The 19954-nt window shown below is 50.6% G+C and carries 21 protein-coding genes and 6 pseudogenes; 11 read left to right on the plus strand and 16 right to left on the minus strand.

Features of this window, described 5'->3' with window-relative positions:
• Positions 1-9: 9 nt before the first annotated feature.
• The 7 genes and pseudogenes from MV421_RS06910 to MV421_RS06940 all read right to left on the minus strand — a co-directional run.
• Positions 10-558: an ASCH domain-containing protein gene (locus MV421_RS06910; RefSeq protein WP_297419351.1), complete on the minus strand. Its 549-nt coding sequence runs from the start codon at positions 556-558 to the stop codon at positions 10-12.
• Entirely contained in the window at positions 548-1279 is a 732-nt protein-coding gene (locus MV421_RS06915; RefSeq protein WP_297419301.1) for a TIGR02253 family HAD-type hydrolase, read from the minus strand. The genes MV421_RS06910 and MV421_RS06915 overlap by 11 nt, the downstream gene beginning before the upstream one ends.
• Positions 1280-1312: 33 nt before the next feature.
• Entirely contained in the window at positions 1313-1711 is a 399-nt protein-coding gene (locus MV421_RS06920) for a DUF3783 domain-containing protein (protein ID WP_297419305.1), read from the minus strand.
• Positions 1704-2270: pseudogene (locus MV421_RS06925) on the minus strand (NAD-dependent protein deacylase); the annotation flags it as partial. The gene MV421_RS06920 and the pseudogene MV421_RS06925, both read right to left, overlap by 8 nt.
• A 114-nt stretch (positions 2271-2384) precedes the next feature.
• A pseudogene (locus tag MV421_RS06930) lies at positions 2385-3571 on the minus strand (RNA-guided endonuclease InsQ/TnpB family protein); the annotation flags it as partial.
• Between the two features lie 35 nt (positions 3572-3606).
• The gene (gene tnpA, locus MV421_RS06935; RefSeq protein ID WP_297503384.1) at positions 3607-4041 is read right to left on the minus strand and encodes an IS200/IS605 family transposase; all 435 of its coding nucleotides are present in this window, start codon (positions 4039-4041) and stop codon (positions 3607-3609) included.
• Between the two features lie 66 nt (positions 4042-4107).
• Positions 4108-4299, minus strand: a pseudogene (locus MV421_RS06940) (Sir2 family NAD-dependent protein deacetylase); the annotation flags it as partial.
• A 147-nt stretch (positions 4300-4446) separates the two neighbouring features.
• On the opposite strand from MV421_RS06940, the gene MV421_RS06945 reads away from it, so the two are divergent.
• From MV421_RS06945 to MV421_RS06995, 11 genes and pseudogenes are all read left to right on the plus strand, one after another.
• Positions 4447-5646 carry an aromatic amino acid transport family protein gene (locus MV421_RS06945; protein WP_297518040.1) on the plus strand — a complete coding sequence of 400 codons (1200 nt, stop codon included), beginning with the start codon at positions 4447-4449 and terminating at the stop codon, positions 5644-5646.
• A gap of 130 nt (positions 5647-5776) precedes the next feature.
• Positions 5777-7063, plus strand: a complete 1287-nt coding sequence (gene glyA / locus MV421_RS06950) for a serine hydroxymethyltransferase (RefSeq protein ID WP_297518043.1) — start codon at positions 5777-5779, stop codon at positions 7061-7063.
• Positions 7064-7206: 143 nt separating this feature from the next.
• Positions 7207-7362 carry a hypothetical protein gene (locus MV421_RS06955; RefSeq protein ID WP_297467336.1) on the plus strand — a complete coding sequence of 52 codons (156 nt, stop codon included), beginning with the start codon at positions 7207-7209 and terminating at the stop codon, positions 7360-7362.
• Positions 7359-8656: pseudogene (locus MV421_RS06960) on the plus strand (RNA-guided endonuclease InsQ/TnpB family protein). The gene MV421_RS06955 and the pseudogene MV421_RS06960 overlap by 4 nt, the downstream one beginning before the upstream one ends.
• Before the next feature lie 457 nt (positions 8657-9113).
• The gene (locus tag MV421_RS06965; protein WP_297420686.1) at positions 9114-9587 is read left to right on the plus strand and encodes an immunoglobulin-like domain-containing protein; all 474 of its coding nucleotides are present in this window, start codon (positions 9114-9116) and stop codon (positions 9585-9587) included.
• A gap of 75 nt (positions 9588-9662) precedes the next feature.
• Complete coding sequence (locus MV421_RS06970; RefSeq protein ID WP_297420688.1) at positions 9663-9998, plus strand: transcription factor S; 336 nt, start codon at positions 9663-9665, stop codon at positions 9996-9998.
• Entirely contained in the window at positions 9995-10168 is a 174-nt protein-coding gene (locus tag MV421_RS06975; RefSeq protein WP_297420691.1) for a hypothetical protein, read from the plus strand. Before MV421_RS06970 ends, MV421_RS06975 begins: the two co-directional genes overlap by 4 nt.
• Before the next feature lie 2 nt (positions 10169-10170).
• A complete protein-coding gene (locus MV421_RS06980) occupies positions 10171-10920 on the plus strand; it encodes a DNA polymerase sliding clamp (protein WP_297420694.1) in 750 nt (249 codons plus the stop codon).
• 33 nt (positions 10921-10953) lie between these two features.
• On the plus strand, positions 10954-11529 hold the full coding sequence (locus MV421_RS06985) for a hypothetical protein (RefSeq protein WP_297420696.1): 576 nt from the start codon (positions 10954-10956) through the stop codon (positions 11527-11529).
• A gap of 5 nt (positions 11530-11534) precedes the next feature.
• Positions 11535-12991, plus strand: a pseudogene (locus MV421_RS06990) (molybdopterin dinucleotide binding domain-containing protein).
• 220 nt (positions 12992-13211) lie between these two features.
• A complete protein-coding gene (locus MV421_RS06995; RefSeq protein WP_297418428.1) occupies positions 13212-13862 on the plus strand; it encodes a peroxiredoxin in 651 nt (216 codons plus the stop codon).
• Between the two features lie 220 nt (positions 13863-14082).
• Here MV421_RS06995 and MV421_RS07000 read toward each other — a convergent pair whose 3' ends face one another.
• From MV421_RS07000 to MV421_RS07040, 9 genes and pseudogenes are all read right to left on the minus strand, one after another.
• Positions 14083-14796 (minus strand): hypothetical protein, encoded by a 714-nt coding sequence (locus MV421_RS07000; RefSeq protein WP_297418430.1) that lies wholly within the window; start codon positions 14794-14796, stop codon positions 14083-14085.
• On the minus strand, positions 14759-15328 hold the full coding sequence (locus MV421_RS07005) for a hypothetical protein (RefSeq protein ID WP_297418432.1): 570 nt from the start codon (positions 15326-15328) through the stop codon (positions 14759-14761). Before MV421_RS07005 ends, MV421_RS07000 begins: the two co-directional genes overlap by 38 nt.
• A gap of 177 nt (positions 15329-15505) precedes the next feature.
• Positions 15506-16209 (minus strand): annotated as a pseudogene (locus MV421_RS07010) (ABC transporter permease).
• Positions 16206-16928, minus strand: a complete 723-nt coding sequence (locus tag MV421_RS07015; RefSeq protein ID WP_367184484.1) for an ABC transporter permease — start codon at positions 16926-16928, stop codon at positions 16206-16208. Before MV421_RS07015 ends, MV421_RS07010 begins: the two are co-directional and overlap by 4 nt.
• 439 nt (positions 16929-17367) lie before the next feature.
• The gene (locus MV421_RS07020; protein ID WP_297418438.1) at positions 17368-17586 is read right to left on the minus strand and encodes a DUF302 domain-containing protein; all 219 of its coding nucleotides are present in this window, start codon (positions 17584-17586) and stop codon (positions 17368-17370) included.
• Positions 17558-17923, minus strand: a complete 366-nt coding sequence (locus MV421_RS07025; RefSeq protein ID WP_297418441.1) for a DUF302 domain-containing protein — start codon at positions 17921-17923, stop codon at positions 17558-17560. The genes MV421_RS07020 and MV421_RS07025 overlap by 29 nt, the downstream gene beginning before the upstream one ends.
• Positions 17924-18183: 260 nt before the next feature.
• Positions 18184-19062 (minus strand): hypothetical protein, encoded by an 879-nt coding sequence (locus MV421_RS07030; protein WP_297518048.1) that lies wholly within the window; start codon positions 19060-19062, stop codon positions 18184-18186.
• A gap of 234 nt (positions 19063-19296) precedes the next feature.
• Positions 19297-19530, minus strand: coding sequence for a hypothetical protein (locus MV421_RS07035; protein ID WP_297418447.1), 234 nt, complete (start codon positions 19528-19530; stop codon positions 19297-19299).
• 18 nt (positions 19531-19548) lie between these two features.
• Positions 19549-19893 carry a hypothetical protein gene (locus tag MV421_RS07040; RefSeq protein ID WP_297418452.1) on the minus strand — a complete coding sequence of 115 codons (345 nt, stop codon included), beginning with the start codon at positions 19891-19893 and terminating at the stop codon, positions 19549-19551.
• Positions 19894-19954 lie beyond the last annotated feature (61 nt).

Consider the following 19954-nt stretch of genomic DNA (forward strand, 5'->3'; position numbering starts at 1 on the left):
GATTCCAAATTAAATGATGCCAGCCCCGTAGAGCGCGTGATATGCTTTAAGTAACGTGTTCTGAACTCTCTTCGGGCCAAAGGTTCTCACGGCCCTTCCAAGGCCCTCGTTGTAGATACGGCGCATTATGAAGTCCGTCTCGCGGTTGAGACTCAGCTTTTCCTGGTTCTCAAGGTAGAGGCGCGCTATTTGGGCAGGCTCGCGGTAGTTGAGTCCCTTCAGCCACCTGAGCGGAATCCCGTCGTTGAAGCGCTTGACGACCTCAAAGCCGATGACCGTAACCTCATCGTCACCGTAGAGGTCGCCGTAAATCTTGTTCAGCTCATGGAGGAGCTCCTTAACGTCCGAAAAGCCATCTAACTCTGCATCCTCATTGGTTAATTCCTTTACTTTCTTTTTCTCAACTTTAGTTATCCTGACCTTTGCTAGTGTAGTGTCGCTCGGCCTGACCACTAGGTAAACCTCACTCCCCGGCTTCGCCTCGTAGTTACCGTAGCGTATCGTGGTTACCTTGTCCCCGCGAAGGATTTTAGACTTATAGACTGAGTCAATCAGCATGAATTTCCTTATCTGGACCGGCTTCGCTCTCCTCAAGGTTCAACCCCCTCAGTATCCCCGGTAGTTCTTCGAGTGAGTTCATCGTGAAATCGGCGTAGTCGAGATACTCAAGCTCCCTGTCGGCGTATTTTCCATAGCGGAACCAGATGGTGGTCATACCCACGTTTTTAGCCCCATATATGTCGGAGTAAAGCCTGTCCCCAACCATGAGCGCCTCTTCAGGCTTGACCCCTATGTCTCTCAAAGCCCTCTTGAATATCCGAGGGTGGGGCTTCTTCACGCCAAGGGAGTCGGATATGAGTACTTCATCGAAGTATGGATCGAGTTCGAGGCGGAGTATTTTCTCCCACTGCTTTATCGGGTCGCCGTCGGTGATTATCCCGAGGCGATAGCCGTCCTTCTGGAGCTCCAGCAGAAGTCGTCTGACACCACGGACGGTTCTCAGGTATGCGAACTTGGTGTTGTGATATGAAATGACTCCGGCGGCAACTAGTTTGGGGTCGTAGGGAATCTCTAGTCTTCTTAAGAGGTAGTCAAAATGTCGGTTGAAGTTGCTTCCATACTCTTTTATCAGCTCAAGAAGCTCCCCGTAGGCGGTGTCGAAGTCAACCGGGAGGCCGTGACGCACCATGTTCTCTATCGCGTTCCGGCGCGCCATCTCGGCTAGCCTCGTCGTATCGACAATCGTATCATCTAGGTCAAAGAACACGACCTTTATCATCACGCTCCCCAGCCTATCTCGTTGAAGTGATATTTAACCCTTCTCAATATCGAGGTAGGGTCCCTTGGGATCCTGTGCCTTCATCTTCCTGTAAGCCCTGAAGTATTCGTCCTCCTCCAGCCACTCCCCTATGAGATCATCGAGGGTTCTCTTGAGGGATATCGGTGTCGTGGAGACGAAGATTATCCTTCCGAGTTTGAGTGGTCTTATGGCGGAGATGATGCGCTTTATGAAGTCGTTGGGGCCGTGGATGATGAGGAACTTCCTCTCGTGCCAGTCCCCCCTTCCCTCTGGCTTCCTCTCAACGACCTCCTTTAGCTTCCAGCCCAAACACTCCTTCGGAACCTCGTGAACCTCGACACTGTCAAGGGCATTTCTAACGGCCTCAACCTCTTCCCCAGAAAATCCTATCAGAAAAACCGCCTCATTCATTAAGCATCACCTTCACCTTTTCCATCAGCATATCCATGACCTCGCCCGCCCGTCCACGGATGAAGACGTCGGCTATCGGTGTTATCCCACTCCGTTTGGTGTTCACCTCGATTACCCTGCCGCCGTGCTCCTTAACGATCTGGGGGATGTATGCTGCTGGATAAACGATGCCGCTCGTTCCAATGACGAGAACGAGGTCCGCACTCCTGGCCAGCTTAAAAGCTTCCTCCAGCGCCTTTTTCGGAAGTGGCTCGCCGAACCATACAACGTCTGGCCTTAGAAGGGAACCACAGCGCGGACACTCTGGGAGACCTCTCTCATTTAGGGACTCCTCCAGACGATCACTCTCCTTAAGATTCTCCGTGTAGGAGCAGGAAGTGCACCTAACGCGGAAGATGTTTCCGTGAAGATCCATCACGTTCCTGCTCCCTGCCTCGCGGTGCAGGTCGTCGACGTTCTGCGTTATCACTGCCGTCAGAATCCCCATCCTCTCGAGTTCTGCAAGGGCATAGTGAGCCGGGTTCGGCTTTGCTTTCATTACCAGGTTCATCCTCCACTTCTGACCTCCTTCCCGCCGTGAAGGGCGAGGGTTCCAACGAATTAACCCCTCACCATTGGCAGGGAGGTTTGAGGGGGTAACCCTCATCACCCCTTTTGAAGAGGGTTCGGAGAACCCCTCTGGCTCGGCCTTGAGCCAATTACCCCTACCCGCCGTTAAACCCGGCAGGTTTGGGGTTATCGTTTCTACCGCCTTCTTTAAGATATTAAACGCTCCAACAAGGTCCGCGTTAAACACAAGCCCCGTCGCGGGACACTTAAATAATCCGCGAACGAAGCGAGCCCCTTCGTGAGGATTCCCGCAGACGGGACAAGTCTTCGAAGTGTAAGCCTCATTAACCAGCTCAACCAGAATATCATACTCCTCTGAGACTTCCTTGAGCCGTTGAATCACCGTGTTGAAACGCCAAGTGCGGGAGAGGATGAAATTCCGCTTCTTGCCCTTATTCGGCTTTTTAGCAATCCCCTTAGGATAACCGACCACAATCCTTGAAACTCCGAGATTGTAGAGCTTTTCAACAGTTTGCCTTACCGCCGTGTTAATGTAGTGTCTGGCTTGAAGTTTAGCCTTCTCATGCATTCTTTTGAATTTTCTACTCGTTTTCGCTCCCGACTTGTTGAGTTTAGACTGATAAACGGCTATTTTCCTCTGGAAGTAGAAGTCTATTGCCTTGATTGGCCTGCCACTAACGAGAAAACTCTCCCCGTTCTCAACGTAGACCGCCATTAGATTGTTCACTCCCAAGTCAATGCCCGCTGAGAGGTTTCCTAAGGGCTCTCTTGGAACTTCAAACCAGCCTTCTTTGGTCAATTTCTGACTGACCGTCAGGCTGATTTTTGCAGACCATTTTCTTTTCACGTCGTCGTAGATGATTTCAAGCCTCCCTTGTTTGCCCTTCAAGTGTATCCTACCCTTGAACTGAATTTCTAACTTACCGAATTTTCCGAGTCCTTTAAGGATTAACTTGTTGCCTTCAATTTTGTATTGGTCGTTCCTGAGGATGATTAAGGGTTTTCTTCTCCCACCTTCCTTCAAATAGTTTGGAGGTTTTGGTTTGAGCCATTTGGGGAGTTCTCCGGACTTCTTTTTCCTTGCAAGGGAGAAGAAATTTCGCCATGCTTCAGTATTCTTCCTGCAAATCTGCTGGACTGTCGCCGAGCCAATTTCCTTCTTAAACTCCTTGTAGACGATTTTCCTGTCTTGTTGAAGTCTACCGGTTTACCCTCAAAGAATTCTTGCCTGCGGAGGTAGTTTACTCGGTTCCAGACTTTAGCCCCAACATCGGCTAACTTGAAAAGGATTTTCTCCTGTTCTTTTGAGGGCTGGAGTTTTACCGTTACTGTCCTTTTCGTTTTAACTCACGCTCCCATTGGGTTTCAACGTAGTGCTTAACAATCTCGTCCGTTATGTAGCCGACTGAGGCGACAAAATAGGAGCGAGACCAGAGTCTCCCGTGAGTCGTTTTGCTCCTCAGTTCTGGAAATTCTTGGAGGAGTTTCCTGGCAGTTTTACCCTTTAAGTGGTTCACTATTTGGGCTGGCGAGAGGTTGGGTTTGGCTTGGAGGAAGACGTGAACGTGGTCTGGCATTACTTCGAGGGCGATGACTTCGCACCCAATTTCTTCCGAGTATTCTTTGAGCATTTCCTTGAGTCTCTCTGCGACTTTTCCGGTGAGAATGTCCCTCCGGTATTTTGGTATCCAGACGATGTGGTAGGTTATGAAGTGTTTTGCGTGTCTTGTTCTCTTGATTCTTGGTGATTCTGGTTTCATTGTGAACCCCTTAGTGTATGATATGTATCAAGACTTAAATGTTTTTCGCTTCCTATTTAAAGGCAGGTAAAAGCTCCAGACGAGATGGGGATCCTTTTTGAGGGCCCTCGGAGTGGCAAGCTCCTCCGGCCGGTGCTTTTTCCACAGCCCCTTGGAGCCTCTGAAGGTCGGAACGCCGCTCTCGGCACTTACCCCTGCACCTGTGAAGGCTATCGCGAACTTAGACTTCACTAGCAGCTTAGCGGCTTCTTCCAACATGTTACTACCACTTCGGAAGACCTTAAAAATCCTGCCCGTGATTTTGGATATGAGTGGAGAATTCAGAGGATATTCTAATCGAAAAATCTAAAGACCGTGCAAGGGTTTAAATTGTATGCATGCATACATTTAACTGGAGGTGAGACGATGCCGGTTACGGACGGCACCCCAAAGAGCAAAGTCACCACTTCACACGGCCGTTACTACGCGGAGAGAATGGCGCTGGCGAGACGGAAGAAGCTTAGACGGCGAGCCACGCTCCTTCAGCTCGTGAGAAAGAGGAAGGGGATAGTCGCGCTCAGGACGAGCACGATAAGGGTTGAGAAGAGACACATAACAAAGAACGAAGCCCTCGCGATACTCGTGGGGACGCAAATTGGGGCGGGAGTCCTCGGATTACCCTATGCGGCAAGTAAGGTTGGCCTTATTCCAGCGTTTGGCGTCCTCATGGGGATCATGCTCCTCATGCTCGGAACCGCTTTCATAGTACTAAAGCTCAGCGCCGGCATGAACGGCGCCCAGATGAGCACCGCCGCGAGCAGGACCCTTGGAAAGGCTGGGGGTTGGCTGATGTACATCAGCATCTTTATAATGAGCTTCGGCGCGCTCCTGGCCTACATAGCAGGCATGGGAAGCGTGTTCCAGAGCCTCTTTGGAATAAACGAAACCCTCGGGGCGCTCATCTTCTGGGTTCTGGCTTCACTCGTTGTCTACCACGGCCTCGAAGCCAGCGGGAAGACCGAACTGATAATGAGCTACATCATGCTCGTCCTCTTCATCGGCGTCACCGTGATGCTGGCCCCCCACGCGAAGCTCAACAACGGGCTATACGTTGACTGGGGCGGACTGCTCAGCATAACTGGAGTGGCTATCTTCGCCCTCGGCTGCCACACCGTCATCCCCGACGTCTACAAGGGACTTGGGAGCTACGATGAGACGAAGAAGGTTGTGGTGCTCGCATTCCTGATTCCAACGGCAATATACGCGGTGTTTATGGCGGCGTTCCTGCTGGCCTTTGGAAGGGACACACCCCAGATAGCTACCCAGGGACTTCAGCTCCTCTACGGAGAGCTGGGCAACGTCATAGGTAACCTCATACCCCTGCTGGCAATAACGACGAGCTACATAGGCATAGCCCTCGCGCAACAGAGCAACAGCGAGGAGTTCGTACGCATGAGGAGATTATACGCATGGGTGCTGACGGTGATTCCTCCAGCCATCGTTTACTTTGCCGGCGTTAGGAACTTCGCGGACGTTCTGGCCTTCGCCGGCGACACCGGGGACATGCTGGCCTTCATCGTGCTTCCAATACTGATGTGGTTTGCCTACCGCTTGGGGAGGCGCTGAGCCTCCACCTCTCTTTTTCTCATCGGAGGTCTGGCCCTTCTTCAACGATCCTAGTGCACATTTCTGAACACGTTCTTATCTCGGTAAGATTTATATTCATGACGTTTAAATCCCCATCGAGGTGTTTGTGATGGCTGAGTACATGGAATACCGCGACAAGGTCTTGGAGTTTATTGAGGACCACGAGAACTGGAGGAAGCATACGATAAACCTCATAGCGAGCGAAAACGTGACCTCTCCAAGTGTCACCCGTGCCGTTGCGAGTGGGTTCATGCACAAGTACGCCGAGGGCTGGCCGAAGCAGCGCTACTACCAGGGTTGCAAGTACGTTGATGAGGTCGAGCTTATAGGTGTTGACCTCTTCACCAAGCTCTTCAAGAGTGACTTTGCCGATTTGAGGCCGATCTCTGGAACCAACGCCAACCAGGCTGTCTTCTTCGGACTCGCCCAGCCGGGAGACAAGGCTATCGTTCTGCACACCAGCCACGGTGGGCATATAAGCCACATGCCCTTCGGTGCCGCTGGAATGAGGGGTCTTGAGGTCCACACCTGGCCCTTTGACAACGAGGAGTTCAACATCGACGTCGACAAAGCCGAGAAGCTTATCCGTGAGGTCGAGCCCAGGATAGTCGTCTTCGGCGGTTCACTCTTCCCGTTCCCACACCCGGTCAAGGAACTTGCACCGGTCGCTAAAGAGGTTGGAGCCTACGTCATGTTCGATGGAGCGCACGTCCTTGGTCTCATCGCTGGCAAGCAGTTCCAGGACCCGCTCCGTGAAGGGGCTGACATAATCACCGCTTCAACCCACAAGACCTTCCCGGGACCGCAGGGCGGTGTCATCATCTATAAGCGCTTTGGAGAGACCGAGGAGATAGCCAAACTCCAGTGGGCAATCTTCCCAGGTGTTCTGAGCAACCACCACCTCCATCACATGGCCGGAAAGACCATCACAGCGGCGGAAATGCTCGAGTACGGACAAAAGTATGCGGCCCAAATAGTGAAGAACGCAAAGGCCCTTGCCGAGGCCCTTGCCGAGGAAGGTTTCAAAGTCGTCGGCGAAGACAAGGGCTACACCAAGAGCCACCAGGTCATTGTCGACGTCAGCGACCTGCACGAGGCCGCTGGAGGATGGGCCGCCCCGCTCCTTGAGGAGGCCGGCATAATTCTCAACAAGAACCTCCTGCCATGGGATCCGCTTGAGAAGGTCAACACTCCGAGCGGCCTGCGCATAGGCGTCCAGGAGATGACCCGCGTCGGCATGATGGAGGGCGACATGAAAGAGATAGCGCACTTCATGAAGCGCGTGCTCCTTGACAGGGAAGACCCGAAGAAAGTCAAGCGCGATGTATACGGCTTCCGTGCCGAGTTCCAGAAGGTCTACTACTCCTTTGACCATGGCCTCCCGCTTAGGGAGTGACCCTCCGTTTATTATCTTTTTCTCTTGAAAGCCTCGCCGTTCACGGCAGGGATACAGTAAACCACCCAACAGCCCTTAAACAGGAAAGCAACAGAAAATCCTAAATACACTAACCACCCACACTCACCATTGGGTGGGCGATAGTGGGGAGAATCGACATCTACCTGAGGGACGACGTGGAGAAAAAGTTCAGAGAACTCGTCGAGAAACTCTACGGTGGAAGAAAAGGAAGCCTGAGCATAGCCGCCGAGCAGGCAATTCTCGACTGGATTAAAAAAGTCGAAAGCGAGGAGAAATGAAGCGCTCAGTAACCCTCAAACTCCAACCCTCAAAAGCCCAAGAGAAAACCCTCTTCAAGTTAGCCCTAATCACTTCTAAAGCCTGGAACCGGGTAAACTACCTGAGAAGGCGGGAATTCTTTGAAGGTAAACCAGTGGACTTTCTGGAAACACAGAAGACAGTCTATGAAGAGTTCAAGAAGGAAATCGGTTCCGCCACAGTTCAGACAATAGCGAGGAAGAACGCCGAAGCTTGGCGGAGTTTCTTCTCCCTCCTTCGGAACAAGAGAAACAGGGAACTCCCGAAATGGATGAGGCCAAAACCGCCAGAATACGTCAGGGATGCTCACCTAATAATCCTGAGGAATACACAATATAGGATTGAAGGGAACAGACTTGTTCTGATGGGTCTCGGCAAGTTCAAACGTCTCGAAGTCCAGTTTAAAGGTAGAATACATCTCAAGGGTAAACAGGGGAGATTAGAAATCACCTACGATGCCATTAAGCGGAAGTGGTATGTTCACATCAGCTTTACCGTTGAAGAAAAGTTAATCAACGGTGAGTGGATGAAAGTCCCAAGGAAACCATTGGGCGACCGTTCGGTAGGAATTGACTTGGGTGTAAACAACTTAATGGCTGTCTATGTGGAAAACGGTGAAAGCTTCCTCGTGAACGGAAGACCGTTGAAGAGCATTGCCTTTTACTGGCAGAAGAGAATAGCCGAGTATCAGTCAAAACTCAACAAAAGCGGTGTAAAGAAGAGTAGGCAGCTAAAAAGAATGCACGAGAAGGCCAAACTTCAAGCCAAACACTACATTAACACTGTTGTGAGACAGACCGTTGAGAGGCTTTATCAATTGGGTGTTAGCAGGATTGTTGTTGGCTATCCAAAAGGAATTGCCAGGGACTCTGATAAGGGCAGAAGGCAGAATTTCCTCCTCTCTCACGTCTGGCGGTTCAATATGGTAATTCAACGGCTCATGGAAGTTGCGGAAGAGTATGGTATCAGCATTATGGCTGTTGATGAGGCTTTCACTTCCAAAACTGCCCCGTTTGCGGGAAGCCCCATGAGGGAGCTCGCTTCGTTCGCGGATTATTTAAGTGTCCCGCGACGGGGCTTGTGTTCAATGCCGACCTTGTTGGGGCGTTCAACATTTTGAAAAAGGTAGCAAAAACGATAACCCCTAACTTGGGTGGCTTGTACGCTCAAGGGAGGGGTAACTGGCCGAAGACCGGGCCAGAGGGGTCGAAGACCCGTTTTGGTTTGGGTTTTAATGAGACCCCTCGAACCTCCCCGTCATTAGCGAGGGGTTAACTCGTTGAAGCCCTCATCCTTCAGGGCGGGGAGGAGGTCAGTCTCTGTTGTTTTTCACAGGGGAGTCATGTTTTGGAAGTTCGGTTGGGGTTTCTACGATACTAAGGAAACTCCGTTAGAAATTTTTTAAGAAAAAGTTATAAACTGTCTTTCCCACGGCTTTACAGCGGTGCCTAGCCTTCATAACCCATGCACCCCTCTGGCACCGCTCACACTGACCAAGGGGGCTTTAATAAGGATTTTAAAATCAGTAGCTTGAATATAGCCTCCATAACGATTGAGCGCTAGAATAACCGCCAAACTGCGACTGGAATAAAAACCTTCGAACCAGACCTTGAATAAGGGTTTAAATGAGCTGTTCCAATCTGCTTAGCAATCCGTGTTCTTCCGCTTCAAACCTATTTGAAGTGTTGGATAATATTAAAAGGAACCCTCCGTAAGATATGAGGGTGATAACGTGAGGAAAGTAGTTCCAGTGCTCTTACTACTGCTTCTAATACCCGTGGGCTACTACGTGGGTACCCAGGGAAAAGGCACCACCTATTCCGCGGGGCACAATGGCTCCTCTGAAATCAGTTTTCAGGCAGAGAACCTCTCCGTCTTCATGAAACTGGACAGAGAAATATACTCAAGGAACGACACGATGAGGCTAACAATCATCAACACGGGAGAGCTAAACGCCACAACCGGCTACGGATTCAGAATCTACCGCTTGGAAAACGGAAAGTGGACAGAGGTGCAGGTCAAGATGATGTTCATCCAGATGGCGGTAATAATTCCCCCTGGAAAGGAGTGGGAGCAAAGGGTGAAGCTCTCCAGTCTGAACCTCGAGCCGGGTCACTACAGGGTGGTCAAAAGCGTTATTATCTCCAACAGTGAAACCCACAACGCAGTTGGTATGAATGTGGGTGCCGAGTTCGATGTGAGGTGATAAGTGGCATTCCATTAGCAAAACTTTTTATCCCCCTCTCACATACCCAACCCTCGGCTATAGGGGTGAGGAAAAATGAAGTTCTGCCCAAAGTGTGGTAACCTCATGCTTCCAGACCGGAAAAGAAAGGTCTGGGTCTGCCGTTCCTGTGGCTATGAAGAGCCTTTTGACGAGGAGAAGGACCGAGAGAAGACCAAGATAACCCAGAAAGTTGAACACAAGCCGGATGAGGGCATCATCGTCGTTGATAAGGACGTGGAGACCCTGCCAACGACGAAGGTCTACTGTCCCAAGTGTGGTGAGGTTGTCGAGGCTTACTGGTGGGAGATGCAGACGAGGGCAGGTGATGAGCCGAGTACAATATTCTACAAATGCAAAAAGTGTGGCTACGTCTGGAGGTCTTACGAGTGAAGTCCGAGGAGGAACTGAAACTTGAGACCATAAGAAGGCTTGCTAGGAAGGCCCTGAAGGAGCTTGATGAAGCATACAGAAGAATCCCCGAGACTGACAACGGAAAAGCTTATTTATTCCGCGGGAAAGAAAGGGTTAGGATGATGCTCAGTATACTCAAGGAGGGATAAAGATGCCATTCGAAATAGTTTTTGACGGGGCTAAGGATTTCGCTGATCTTATTGCAACAGCCAGCAACCTCATAGACGAGGCCGCCTTCAAGGTAACAGAGGAAGGAATAAGCATGCGCGCCATGGACCCTAGCAGGGTCGTCCTCATCGACCTCAACCTCCCGGAAGGGATATTCTCCAAATATGAGGTTGAGGAAGAGGAAACCATAGGGATTAACATGGATCACTTCAAGAAGGTCCTCAAGCGCGGAAAGGGCAAGGACACGCTCATCCTGAAAAAGGGCGACGAGAACTTTCTTGAGATAACCTTCGAGGGAACTGCGAAGAGAACCTTCAAGTTGCCGCTCATAGAGGTGGAAGAGCTCGAGCTCGAGCTTCCGGAGCTTCCATTTACTGCTAAAGTCGTCGTCCTAGGAGAGGTGCTTAAAGAGGCCGTCAAGGACGCCTCCCTCGTCAGTGACGCCATGAAATTCATCGCCACAGAGAACGAGTTCATTATGAAGGCCGAGGGCGAGACGAACGAGGTTGAGATAAAGCTTACCCTTGAGGATGAGGGTTTACTCGACCTCGATGTTGAAGAGGAAACGAAGAGCGCTTACGGAATCAGCTATCTGGCTGACATGCTGAAGGGCATCGGGAAGGCCGACGAGGTAACGGTCCGCTTTGGCAACGAGATGCCCCTCCAGATGGAGTACCTTATACGGGACGAAGGAAAGCTTGTCTTCCTCCTCGCGCCGCGCGTTGAGGACTGATTTTCTTCTTCCCTATTCCCCGGAGGGGTGGTCATGGACATCGTCAAGCTCAGGGAGCTTCTTGAGGGTGAACTTTCGTCCCCGGAGCTGACCGAAGTTGGGGAGGAATTTTACAGGGAGTTCGACAGCTTGATAAAGGCCCTGAAGCTCGGCGCCGAAAGCTCCCATGAAAGGGGAGAGAACGTCGAGGAAAAACTTTATCTGGCCCAGGTAGAGATAGCTGAAAAGCTCGCCCGTGAGATAATTAAAATCCGCCTCCACAAGCTCGTTGACCTCGCAGTTGAAGGTCTTCCCAGTGAGATGACGGAAGAGGAGAAAAGGATATTCAGTGTTCTACGGGCATTTGTGGAGCGTGGAGAGGTTCCAGAAGCTCTACCCCGTGAGGAGCAACCGATTCGTGAGGAGATTGCTATAGCTAAGCCTGTCTCACCGCAGAGGAAGGTCCCACACGAAGCGTACATAATCCTGGTCGACCTTCCAAAGGTTCTCGACCCCGGGCTGAGGGAGTACGGACCGTTTCACGCTGGTGATATGGCCGTTCTCCCGAGGGAACTTGGGAAAGTCCTCTTAGAGAGAAGCGCGGCTGAGAGGATTAAAATAACCCCGTGATGGAAATGCCGTTCTCAGTCTGTATGCGCGACTGCTATGATACCTGCTCGATGATGAGTGAGTTCAGAGATGGGAGGCTCGCTGTTAAAGGAAACCCAAAGCACCCAGTTACCGCTGGGTTTCTATGTCCCACGGGCGCCCTCCTTCCGAGGTGGTTTCACTCCAAAGACAGGCTCAGGAATCCTCTAATCAGGGCCGACGAGAGGGGGAGCGGAAAGTTCAGGAAGGCGGCCTAGGAGGAGGCAATAAGCCTCACGGCCCGGAAGCTCAGAGAGACCATTGAAAAATATGGATGCGAGAGCGTCCTGGTTTACCAGTACACCGGCGACAGGGGTGTTGTGAACTACGCCTTCCCACTGAGGCTCTTCCATCGCCTCAACACGGTGATGCTCGACCACGGAATCTGCGACAGGGCCGGACAGGAGGCCTTAGGGATGTCTACGGCACTGCAGTCGGCCTCGACCCTGAAGAACTGAAAAAACAGAGGTTGATCGTCTACTGGGGGTAAACGCCTTCTGGACGAACCTCCACGGATTCATGCTCGCCAAGAGGTACAACTTAGAAATCTGGACGGTTGATGTTGTGAGAACTGAAACGGCAAAGCGGAGCGACAGGTTTTTCCATATACGGCCGGATACTGATGTTCTCCTCGCCCTTGGAGTTGCAAAGGTTCTTATCGGGGAAACCTCTACGATGAGGCCTTTGTCGTTACCCACGACATCCTTTTGACTGACACTGCACTCTACTCGGACGTCGTTCTGCCATCCAGTACGTTCTTCGAATGGCTTGACATAGCGGAGGGCTACTACCACCGCTACATTGCCCTGAACGAGCCTGTGGCAAAGTTCCATGGGAAGAGCAACAGCGAGGTAACGCGGTTGCTTGCGAAGGCCATCGAAATAGGGAACCCCCACCTCTACGAGGGTGACGAGGAAATGATGCGGAAAACCCTCGAACTCAACGGCCTGAGCTGGGAGGAGCTTAAGAAGAACAGCTTCGTTAAAGTGCCCGAAAAACCAAGGAAGTTGGAAACGCCGAGCGGAAAAATTGAGTTCTACTTGCAGAGGGCCGTTGGGCGTGGGCTGGGTCCCTTTCCAACGTACAGGCGGTTCAAGGGGGATACCCTCTTAGGCTTCTCACTCCGACCTATCGGATGACCATAACAAGCCAGTACCACAACACCTACGGCATGATAGACCCTAACCTTTACATCAACCCGGAGGATGCTAGGGAGCGTGGAATCCGAGATGAAGATGGGGTGGAGGCCTTCAATGATAACGGCAGGATTAGGACGAGGGTAAAAGTCAGCGACGACGTTTCCAGGAGTTGCCCTTCTCTATAAGGCTTTTTGGCCTAGTTGCTAGGCTGGAACGCGAACTTTCTCACAAGCAACGAGACTGTTCAAAACTACGGCCACGGCTCTGCATACCATTCAACTTGGGTTGATATAAAGAAAGTTTAAGGCAGATGTTTAACTTTCTATCTGCATTATCGACGAGAGATTTTTGTCCGGTTACATATACTGATGAGTAATGATGTATCTTTTTGGAAGAATGTCCGGGGGTTTGAAGGTTTCTTGCGTATCCGTCAAAGTTTTTCCAGAAAACGAACCGAAAAGTTTATATATTCGAACCAACATGGTTTATAGTGAAGACGACACAGGAAAAAAGAGGTGATGAAAGATGGTCGTCATAGGAGAAAAGTTCCCAGAAGTTGAGGTCAACACGACCTTTGGAAAGATAAAGTTGCCGGAGCACTTCGCCAAAGAGGGCAAGTGGTTCGTTCTCTTCAGCCACCCGGCTGACTTTACCCCTGTCTGTACGACCGAGTTCTACGGCATGCAGAAGCGCGCCGAGGAGTTCAGGAAGCTCGGCGTCGAGCCGATCGGACTTAGCGTTGACCAGGTCTTCAGCCACCTTAAGTGGGCCGAGTGGATAAAGGAGACCCTCAGAGAGGAGATAAGCTTCCCGATAATCGCGGACGACCGCGGAGACCTCGCTGAAGCCCTCGGCATGATACCGAGCGGTTCAACACAGACCGCGAGGGCCGTCTTCGTTGTCGACGACAAGGGCACCATAAGGGCCATCATCTACTACCCGGCCGAGGTCGGCAGGGACTGGGACGAGGTCATAAGGCTCGTCAAGGCCCTCAAGACCAGCGACGAGAAGGGCGTTGCCCTCCCGCACAAGTGGCCCAACAACGAGCTTATCGGCGACAGGGGCATAGTCCCACCCGCCGGAACAGTCGAGCAGATCAAGGAGCGCGAGGAAGCGAAGGCCAAGGGCGAGATCGAGTGCTACGACTGGTGGTTCTGCCACAAGAAGCTTAAGTGAAGGGGTTTCCCCTTCTTTTTATCTTCGTCTTTCTGAAATTAAAAAGAACAGCAAAAAACAGAAGGCTGATTAGCGGCTTTCTATATAAATTCCAACCGGAACCTGTGTGTCGCATGTTCCCACATGATACGTATACGTGCTGGTACCCAAATAGATGTATTCTGAAACATCCTGACCAACACCATTCCACTCCCCGTAATTTTGAATCCCTCCATATATGTTAAGAGAACTTGAAGAAGTGTAATATATCCCTGCGCTCAACCCTGCGGCCCATGGAGGAACGGCCCCGCCGCTTAATGCCACTGCAAGGGCACCTATCGGAATCCCAATCCCGAAATCTGCCGAACATGAACCGGAAGCATCTGAAATCAGTAGGGCAAGGCTTTGAGTCCCCGACTCCAAGAGCAGTGGCATACTTCATGTCGGTTCCACTGTAAATCCGGCTCATAATCTCTGAGTCTGGCAGTCCATTCCTGCTTCCCCCCACAATATCATTCTCTCCGGTGGTTTCTATGTCATTGATGCCCTCCTGAACCCTCTCTTCACCCGTGGGGACACAGTTGTTTAAACTTCCCGTGCAGTAGTATTCCTTCTGGTGCAGATGATAGGGCTTTGCATAGATGTATATGTATCCCTTCTCGTTAGGTGCAAGAAGAATGCTACGTGAGAAGTAATACTTACCTTCCATTGTGTAGAAGTCGTTTCCATATATGTCCAAACTTGGAGTACTCTTCTCTGAAATCTTGTAGCCGTAAGCTACTGTAAGCCCAAATCTGGTGTAGTACTCTTTGATAACATCTACCCATGCGTTAATAACTCCGGAACTAGAATATTTATTGTCCACAATCAAAACTGGGACTTCAATGTAATTATCCGGCCTCCATGACAGACTCCAGTCAGTTTTCCAGCCTGTTGGAACCCAACGGTGTCCCACCACTGCTTTTCGTGTTAGCTTTGAGGAGAGATGAGGGCAATTTGTGTATGTTGATTTTCACAGTCTTCTTGATGCCCTTTGAGACCTCAGCGGTGTTGTAGTTAACCATGGCGAAACCCCGATACAGCTTTCCATTTTCGTGATCCAGAACCCAGACAGAGATCATCAGTGAAGAGCCAATGCCTTTGGGGTAGGCTCTCTTCCATTCATCGAGGACAGACTGAAGCTTTTCGTCGGAGAAGGGTATCTTGACCGTATTTCCAGAGTCCCAGAACTTCAGCCGACCGGGTTTTTTAAGGCTTCCAAGGAAAACCGTTCTGTATACTTCCCGCGTGGGAACCAGTGCATCTATCTGAACCTGAACCTCAACGTTCTTTGATATCTCGGTGAGTGGTCTGCCCTTCTCGTCAACCAGTGCAATCTGAATGGCGGGCGGCTGGAGGGCGTTTGCCAAGTATACTCCCATTGTTCCACTCAACAAAAATGTCACAAACAATACTCCAATGAGCCTTTTTGATACCATCCTGATCATCTAACCAAAGTCTGCATATCATATTAGAACATTAATGCTTATAAATTTTTCCTTTTACTATGCGTAACTACTTCTGCTTTTTTTCGTAGAGTTAAGTAATTCCAACGGTAGTTTTGCTAACTGTCTGAGTGAAAATAAGGAAGAGCAAATGAGTGAACATAAATGCTCGTCAATATATCAGAGCACCCTCCTCCTGAAGAGCACCACCAATGGGATGAGCCACGCGAGGTGAATCACGACGGCGAGCGGGAAATCAGCGTAGTCGTTGGCTGGAATGCCCTCAAAGACCTTGTAAAGCCAGTAGGTTGGCAGAAAGGCGGTGAACCTGCTCCAGTCGGTAGAGAGGTTCCTCCAAACGACGACGAGCTTTATCAGCGGCGGCAGCATGAGGAGCCAGCCGAGAACCTTGGACACCGTTAGGGCCTGCATCCTTGACTCTGAGAACACCGTAATGAGCAGCCCGTAGATCCACACCTCAAGGAGGAAGAGGGCAATCAATGCAAGAATTCCCTTTTGAGGCATTTCTATGTCGAGGATCCAGGGGGCAACCACGGTTATCAACGCGGTGACTATGGAGGCCCACGTGAGCCTGTAGGCCAGAAAAGCCTCACTTGAGATTGGGATTACTTTCAGGGCCTGAATTATCCTGTCCTCCTTCTCGTCGGCCATCATGAAGCCCGGAATTATGCCGAATATCATGGTATGAATATCATCATCAGGAGGGCCAGCAGAGGGTAGTAAACGCCGATTTTGTCTTTGAAGTAGCGGACGATTGAGAGGAGAACCAGCGTCATCGCCACGCTGTAGACCAGCATAGGGTCCCTCCTCAATAGCCTGATGTCCGTCCTGTAAATGGCCCCAAACCTCTTCACAAGGCTCATCTCAACCCCTCCACGGCACGCCTGTAGAATCTGATTCTGGCGAAGTAATAGGCAGCAATGCTCCAGATCACCAGTGCGGCCCCTGAAAGGAGTAAGGTTTCGGCTGACACCCCAACGAAAGGCGTTTTGAAGAAGTAGAGTGCCCGATAGCTGGGGACGGCGTAAAGGACTTTCCAGATCCCACCCGTGAGGTAGCCGTGGTAGTGGGCGAAGGGCAGGAGTGAGACCACCATGACGCCGAGTATCGGCACGAAGTAGTCGTCGAGATCGCGGTACTTCGCCGAAATCCCGATGCCGAGGAGCGTGTAGACCATGGAAGCGAGGAAGGCCCCGAAGAGGACGTAGGGGAGGCCGCTGAGGGAGCGCGTGCCGATGCCCATTATTAGAGCCGCCCCGATTACCAACTCAACCCCCAAGATCAGCGTTTTTGCGAGGATGTAGCTCCTCCACTTCATCGGCGTTACTGCTAGGGCACCGATCACCCCATCCTCCTTCTCCGCGAATATCTCCGTGCCGACGAACATAAAGCCAACGAGACATGGCTCAATGACGAGGAAAATTGGTACCATAGTCGGCAGGTACCGCTCCGGGAAGGCGAGGAGCATGATGTCTATAAGCGTCGCCAGCTCCCAGTAGAAGGTCTTGCCGGGTATCCCGAAGGTCACCGCGACGCTGTAGGAGAACGCTACCGTTATTGCCAGGGCGATAAGCGTCATCATTCCGGGAGTTCTCTTTCTAAGCTCGTCCTGCATCCCCTTGAGGAACGGCCAGCCGCCGTAGAAGTAGACCACCGCCGAAAGCAGGAAGAGGACGTAGTAGTCTCCCGGGAAGGTCAGTTCAAATCCGAGGAACCTCTGAATCAACGGCGAAAGAACTAGTATCGGAACCGTGAGTATCGAAGAAACGATGAACCTCCTCTTGAAGTCCTCCGTCATCATCTCGTGGTGCTTCGCGTGGGAGTGCCTGTGCCCTTCGTGGCCTTCATGTTTATCTCCAGCATGCCCATGTCCAGCGTGCTCTTCGTGGACATGGTCTTTGTGGGCATCTCTTTCATGAATCTCATGCTCCATGGCTTCATGGTCAGCGTGAACCTTCCCTTCTTTCACATCTCACACCTCCACAGGTTTCCTGATTCCAACCCAGAAATCCAAAAAGAGATCAAACCCCATCAACGACGTCTTTCAGTATTTCCTCGACCTTTCCGGCGACTTCAAGGAGTTCGTCGTTCCTGGTTATACTCATGGCTCTCGTCGGGAGCAGAAGGCTCACGTAGGTCTTTCCTTCCTTAACGTAGACCACAAGGTTGCAGGGCAAGAACGTGCCGCTGTTGATGTCTATACCGATCAGCTCACTCGAGTAGCTCCGGGTTGCAGGCACCTAGAATAACGTAGGGCTCCATCTCAAGGCCGAGCTTCTCCTTGAAGAGGAGGTCAACCCTTACCTCGCTGAGGACGCCAAAGCTCTCCTTCTTCAGCTCCTTCTTGACCCTCTCAACGGTCTCGTCGAAGCCGGTCTCGACGGCCCTGACGTAGGCGTACTCCGTCTTTTCCATTCCCCTGCCATGCTTTCCATCCATGTCCTTACCGTGGCCCTTGCAGCCGCCCTTCATCTTCCCTTTGCCCTTCATTCCCTGCATGCCACCTTTCATTCCTTCCATCTTGCCTTTTCCCTTCATGCCTTTCTTCTCCTTTATTTCATTCATCTCACCGTTCATTTGAATCACCTTTTCTTTTGTCAATGTTTACTCTACTGCAAGAGTTAATAGGATTGTCATTTACCAAATGGAAGAATTCACAATCAAAAATTGCCAGAATTAATGCCGTTTCCTGAGGCTAGCATAAATCGCCTTCAGAAATGGAACAATGTTCACTGAGGGTGTAATCAGCACTCTCGGTGGCAGACTTGATGTTTACGAAAGGATAGCTATCGCCGTGACAGGGGCACCGGTTTTTTAGGGCAGTGAGGGAGAAGCGTTCACCTTTTTACCTTCCAGTAACCCAGTACTAGTATCAGAGCAACTCCTGCAAGACCTAGGAGTTCCGCACTATTTTTAGTGTTCTGGCCGGTGACCTTTCGACAGGGGGCCAATTCATTTCTCAGACCTTCTGTAAAGTTCAACCTCCGAAGAGAGCTTTCATCGTAGTAAAGCACGGTAACGTTCTTCCAGTCAAGGGGGACGAAGGGGTTTTTGGGCCGAGTGTAGATGAGGACCCCTTTTTCCAGGAAGACGGCACGCAGGGTTGTGTTGGTAGGAACGATGATGCCCATATTATCAGGAAGCTTGATGGTGTAGGAAACCGTACCGTTCGAAACGTGGAGCGTTGACCTATTTAATTCTACGGGATAAGATGAAGATTCAATCGATACGTTGCCACAGGGGCACAGCTCATCCCTGATTTCCTCGGGAATTATGACGTCCCCTATAAGGCAGGGCCCCCGCGGGTCTATGGCTCTTCCGTCGCTGAGGTACCACAGCCCCCTGTAGAACGTATAAAAGAGTCCCTCTGCTCCGCTGGTGTTCCCTAGGTAGTAGAGCTCCCCGTCCTTGAAGTAGAAGTAGTACTCCCCCACCATGCTCGGGGTGGGTACCCCCTGCATTCCAGGGCCCAGCGCGTCCCAAGAGAGGGTTATTATAGCATCGTCTTTTCCGACTTTAATAAAGGGAGCGAAACTGCAGTATTCGGTGGGGCCGAGAACAGGATGCGGACCGCAGAGGGACTCGGCCGCCAAGGCAGAAGGCAGGAATGAAAGGGGTAATAATAGAAAAAGAACAAGCCCCACCCTCCACATGGAGTTATACATATCGAACCCCCAAATTGCCGATACAATATGAATCAACTTGCTTAACAACATCAAAGGTCACTCCAAAGTAGTACGCTCTTTGTGGATATCTCCTTCCGATACTGTTAATCTGGGCTTGTATGTAATCACTTGCTAACTTTGTACAGTTACTTGAGTCACTGCAAGTTTTACAGTTCCCCCCACCACCTATAACACATTCGTCAGCTTCCATTTCCATAAACACATTCCAGCAGTTGTACTTAAGCTTTAACCCTTCAAGATTAAGCACCCATCCATTTATGTTATTTATCCGGCCCATATAATAATTTGGCTGTGCAAAAACATAGTCAAAATATTCACAGGCTCAGGATAATTTGGGGGGTAATACCATGGAAATATATTTGTCCCTTCAATATTCATTGTTGGTACACTTGGAATCCAGATAAATTCAAATCCCGCGCTGTGTATCTTTTGTGACATTGCTTCGATTAATTCGTGAGAAATCCCTACTCCCTTCTCTATCTGATCCTGTTTGAACATCCAAGCATTCTCAAGGCTTCAATAAAAACCCCTTAAATTAGGATCCGAGGATCCGGCGAATACATCAATCCATCTTTCCCAGTAGGATCCCTCAAAACTTCCGGTTATGTTGCCACGAGGGGTTTTTGCAAGTGTAAAGAATGGTATTGTAACATAATATGGCATGTTCATGGGGTCACTCAAATATTCGGAAAGGTTATATGCGTCAGTCTCTGCATCTCCAGTATATTGGATGTGAGCAGGCTGTCCGAGTACCACAGCATAGTCAAAACCTAGTCCTTTAAACTCCCTTAGGCTTCCACTCATTCTCGATTCGTAGTCCGACCCATTCCATCTGATCCACCATAGTCCAAAGTTTGCCATGGAGTATCACCAACATTTGTTATTCATTATAGTATAAAAATCTTTTTAGACAGATAGGTGA

Origin of the sequence: Thermococcus sp. (assembly GCF_027023865.1) — an archaeon.
Taxonomy (GTDB): domain Archaea; phylum Methanobacteriota_B; class Thermococci; order Thermococcales; family Thermococcaceae; genus Thermococcus.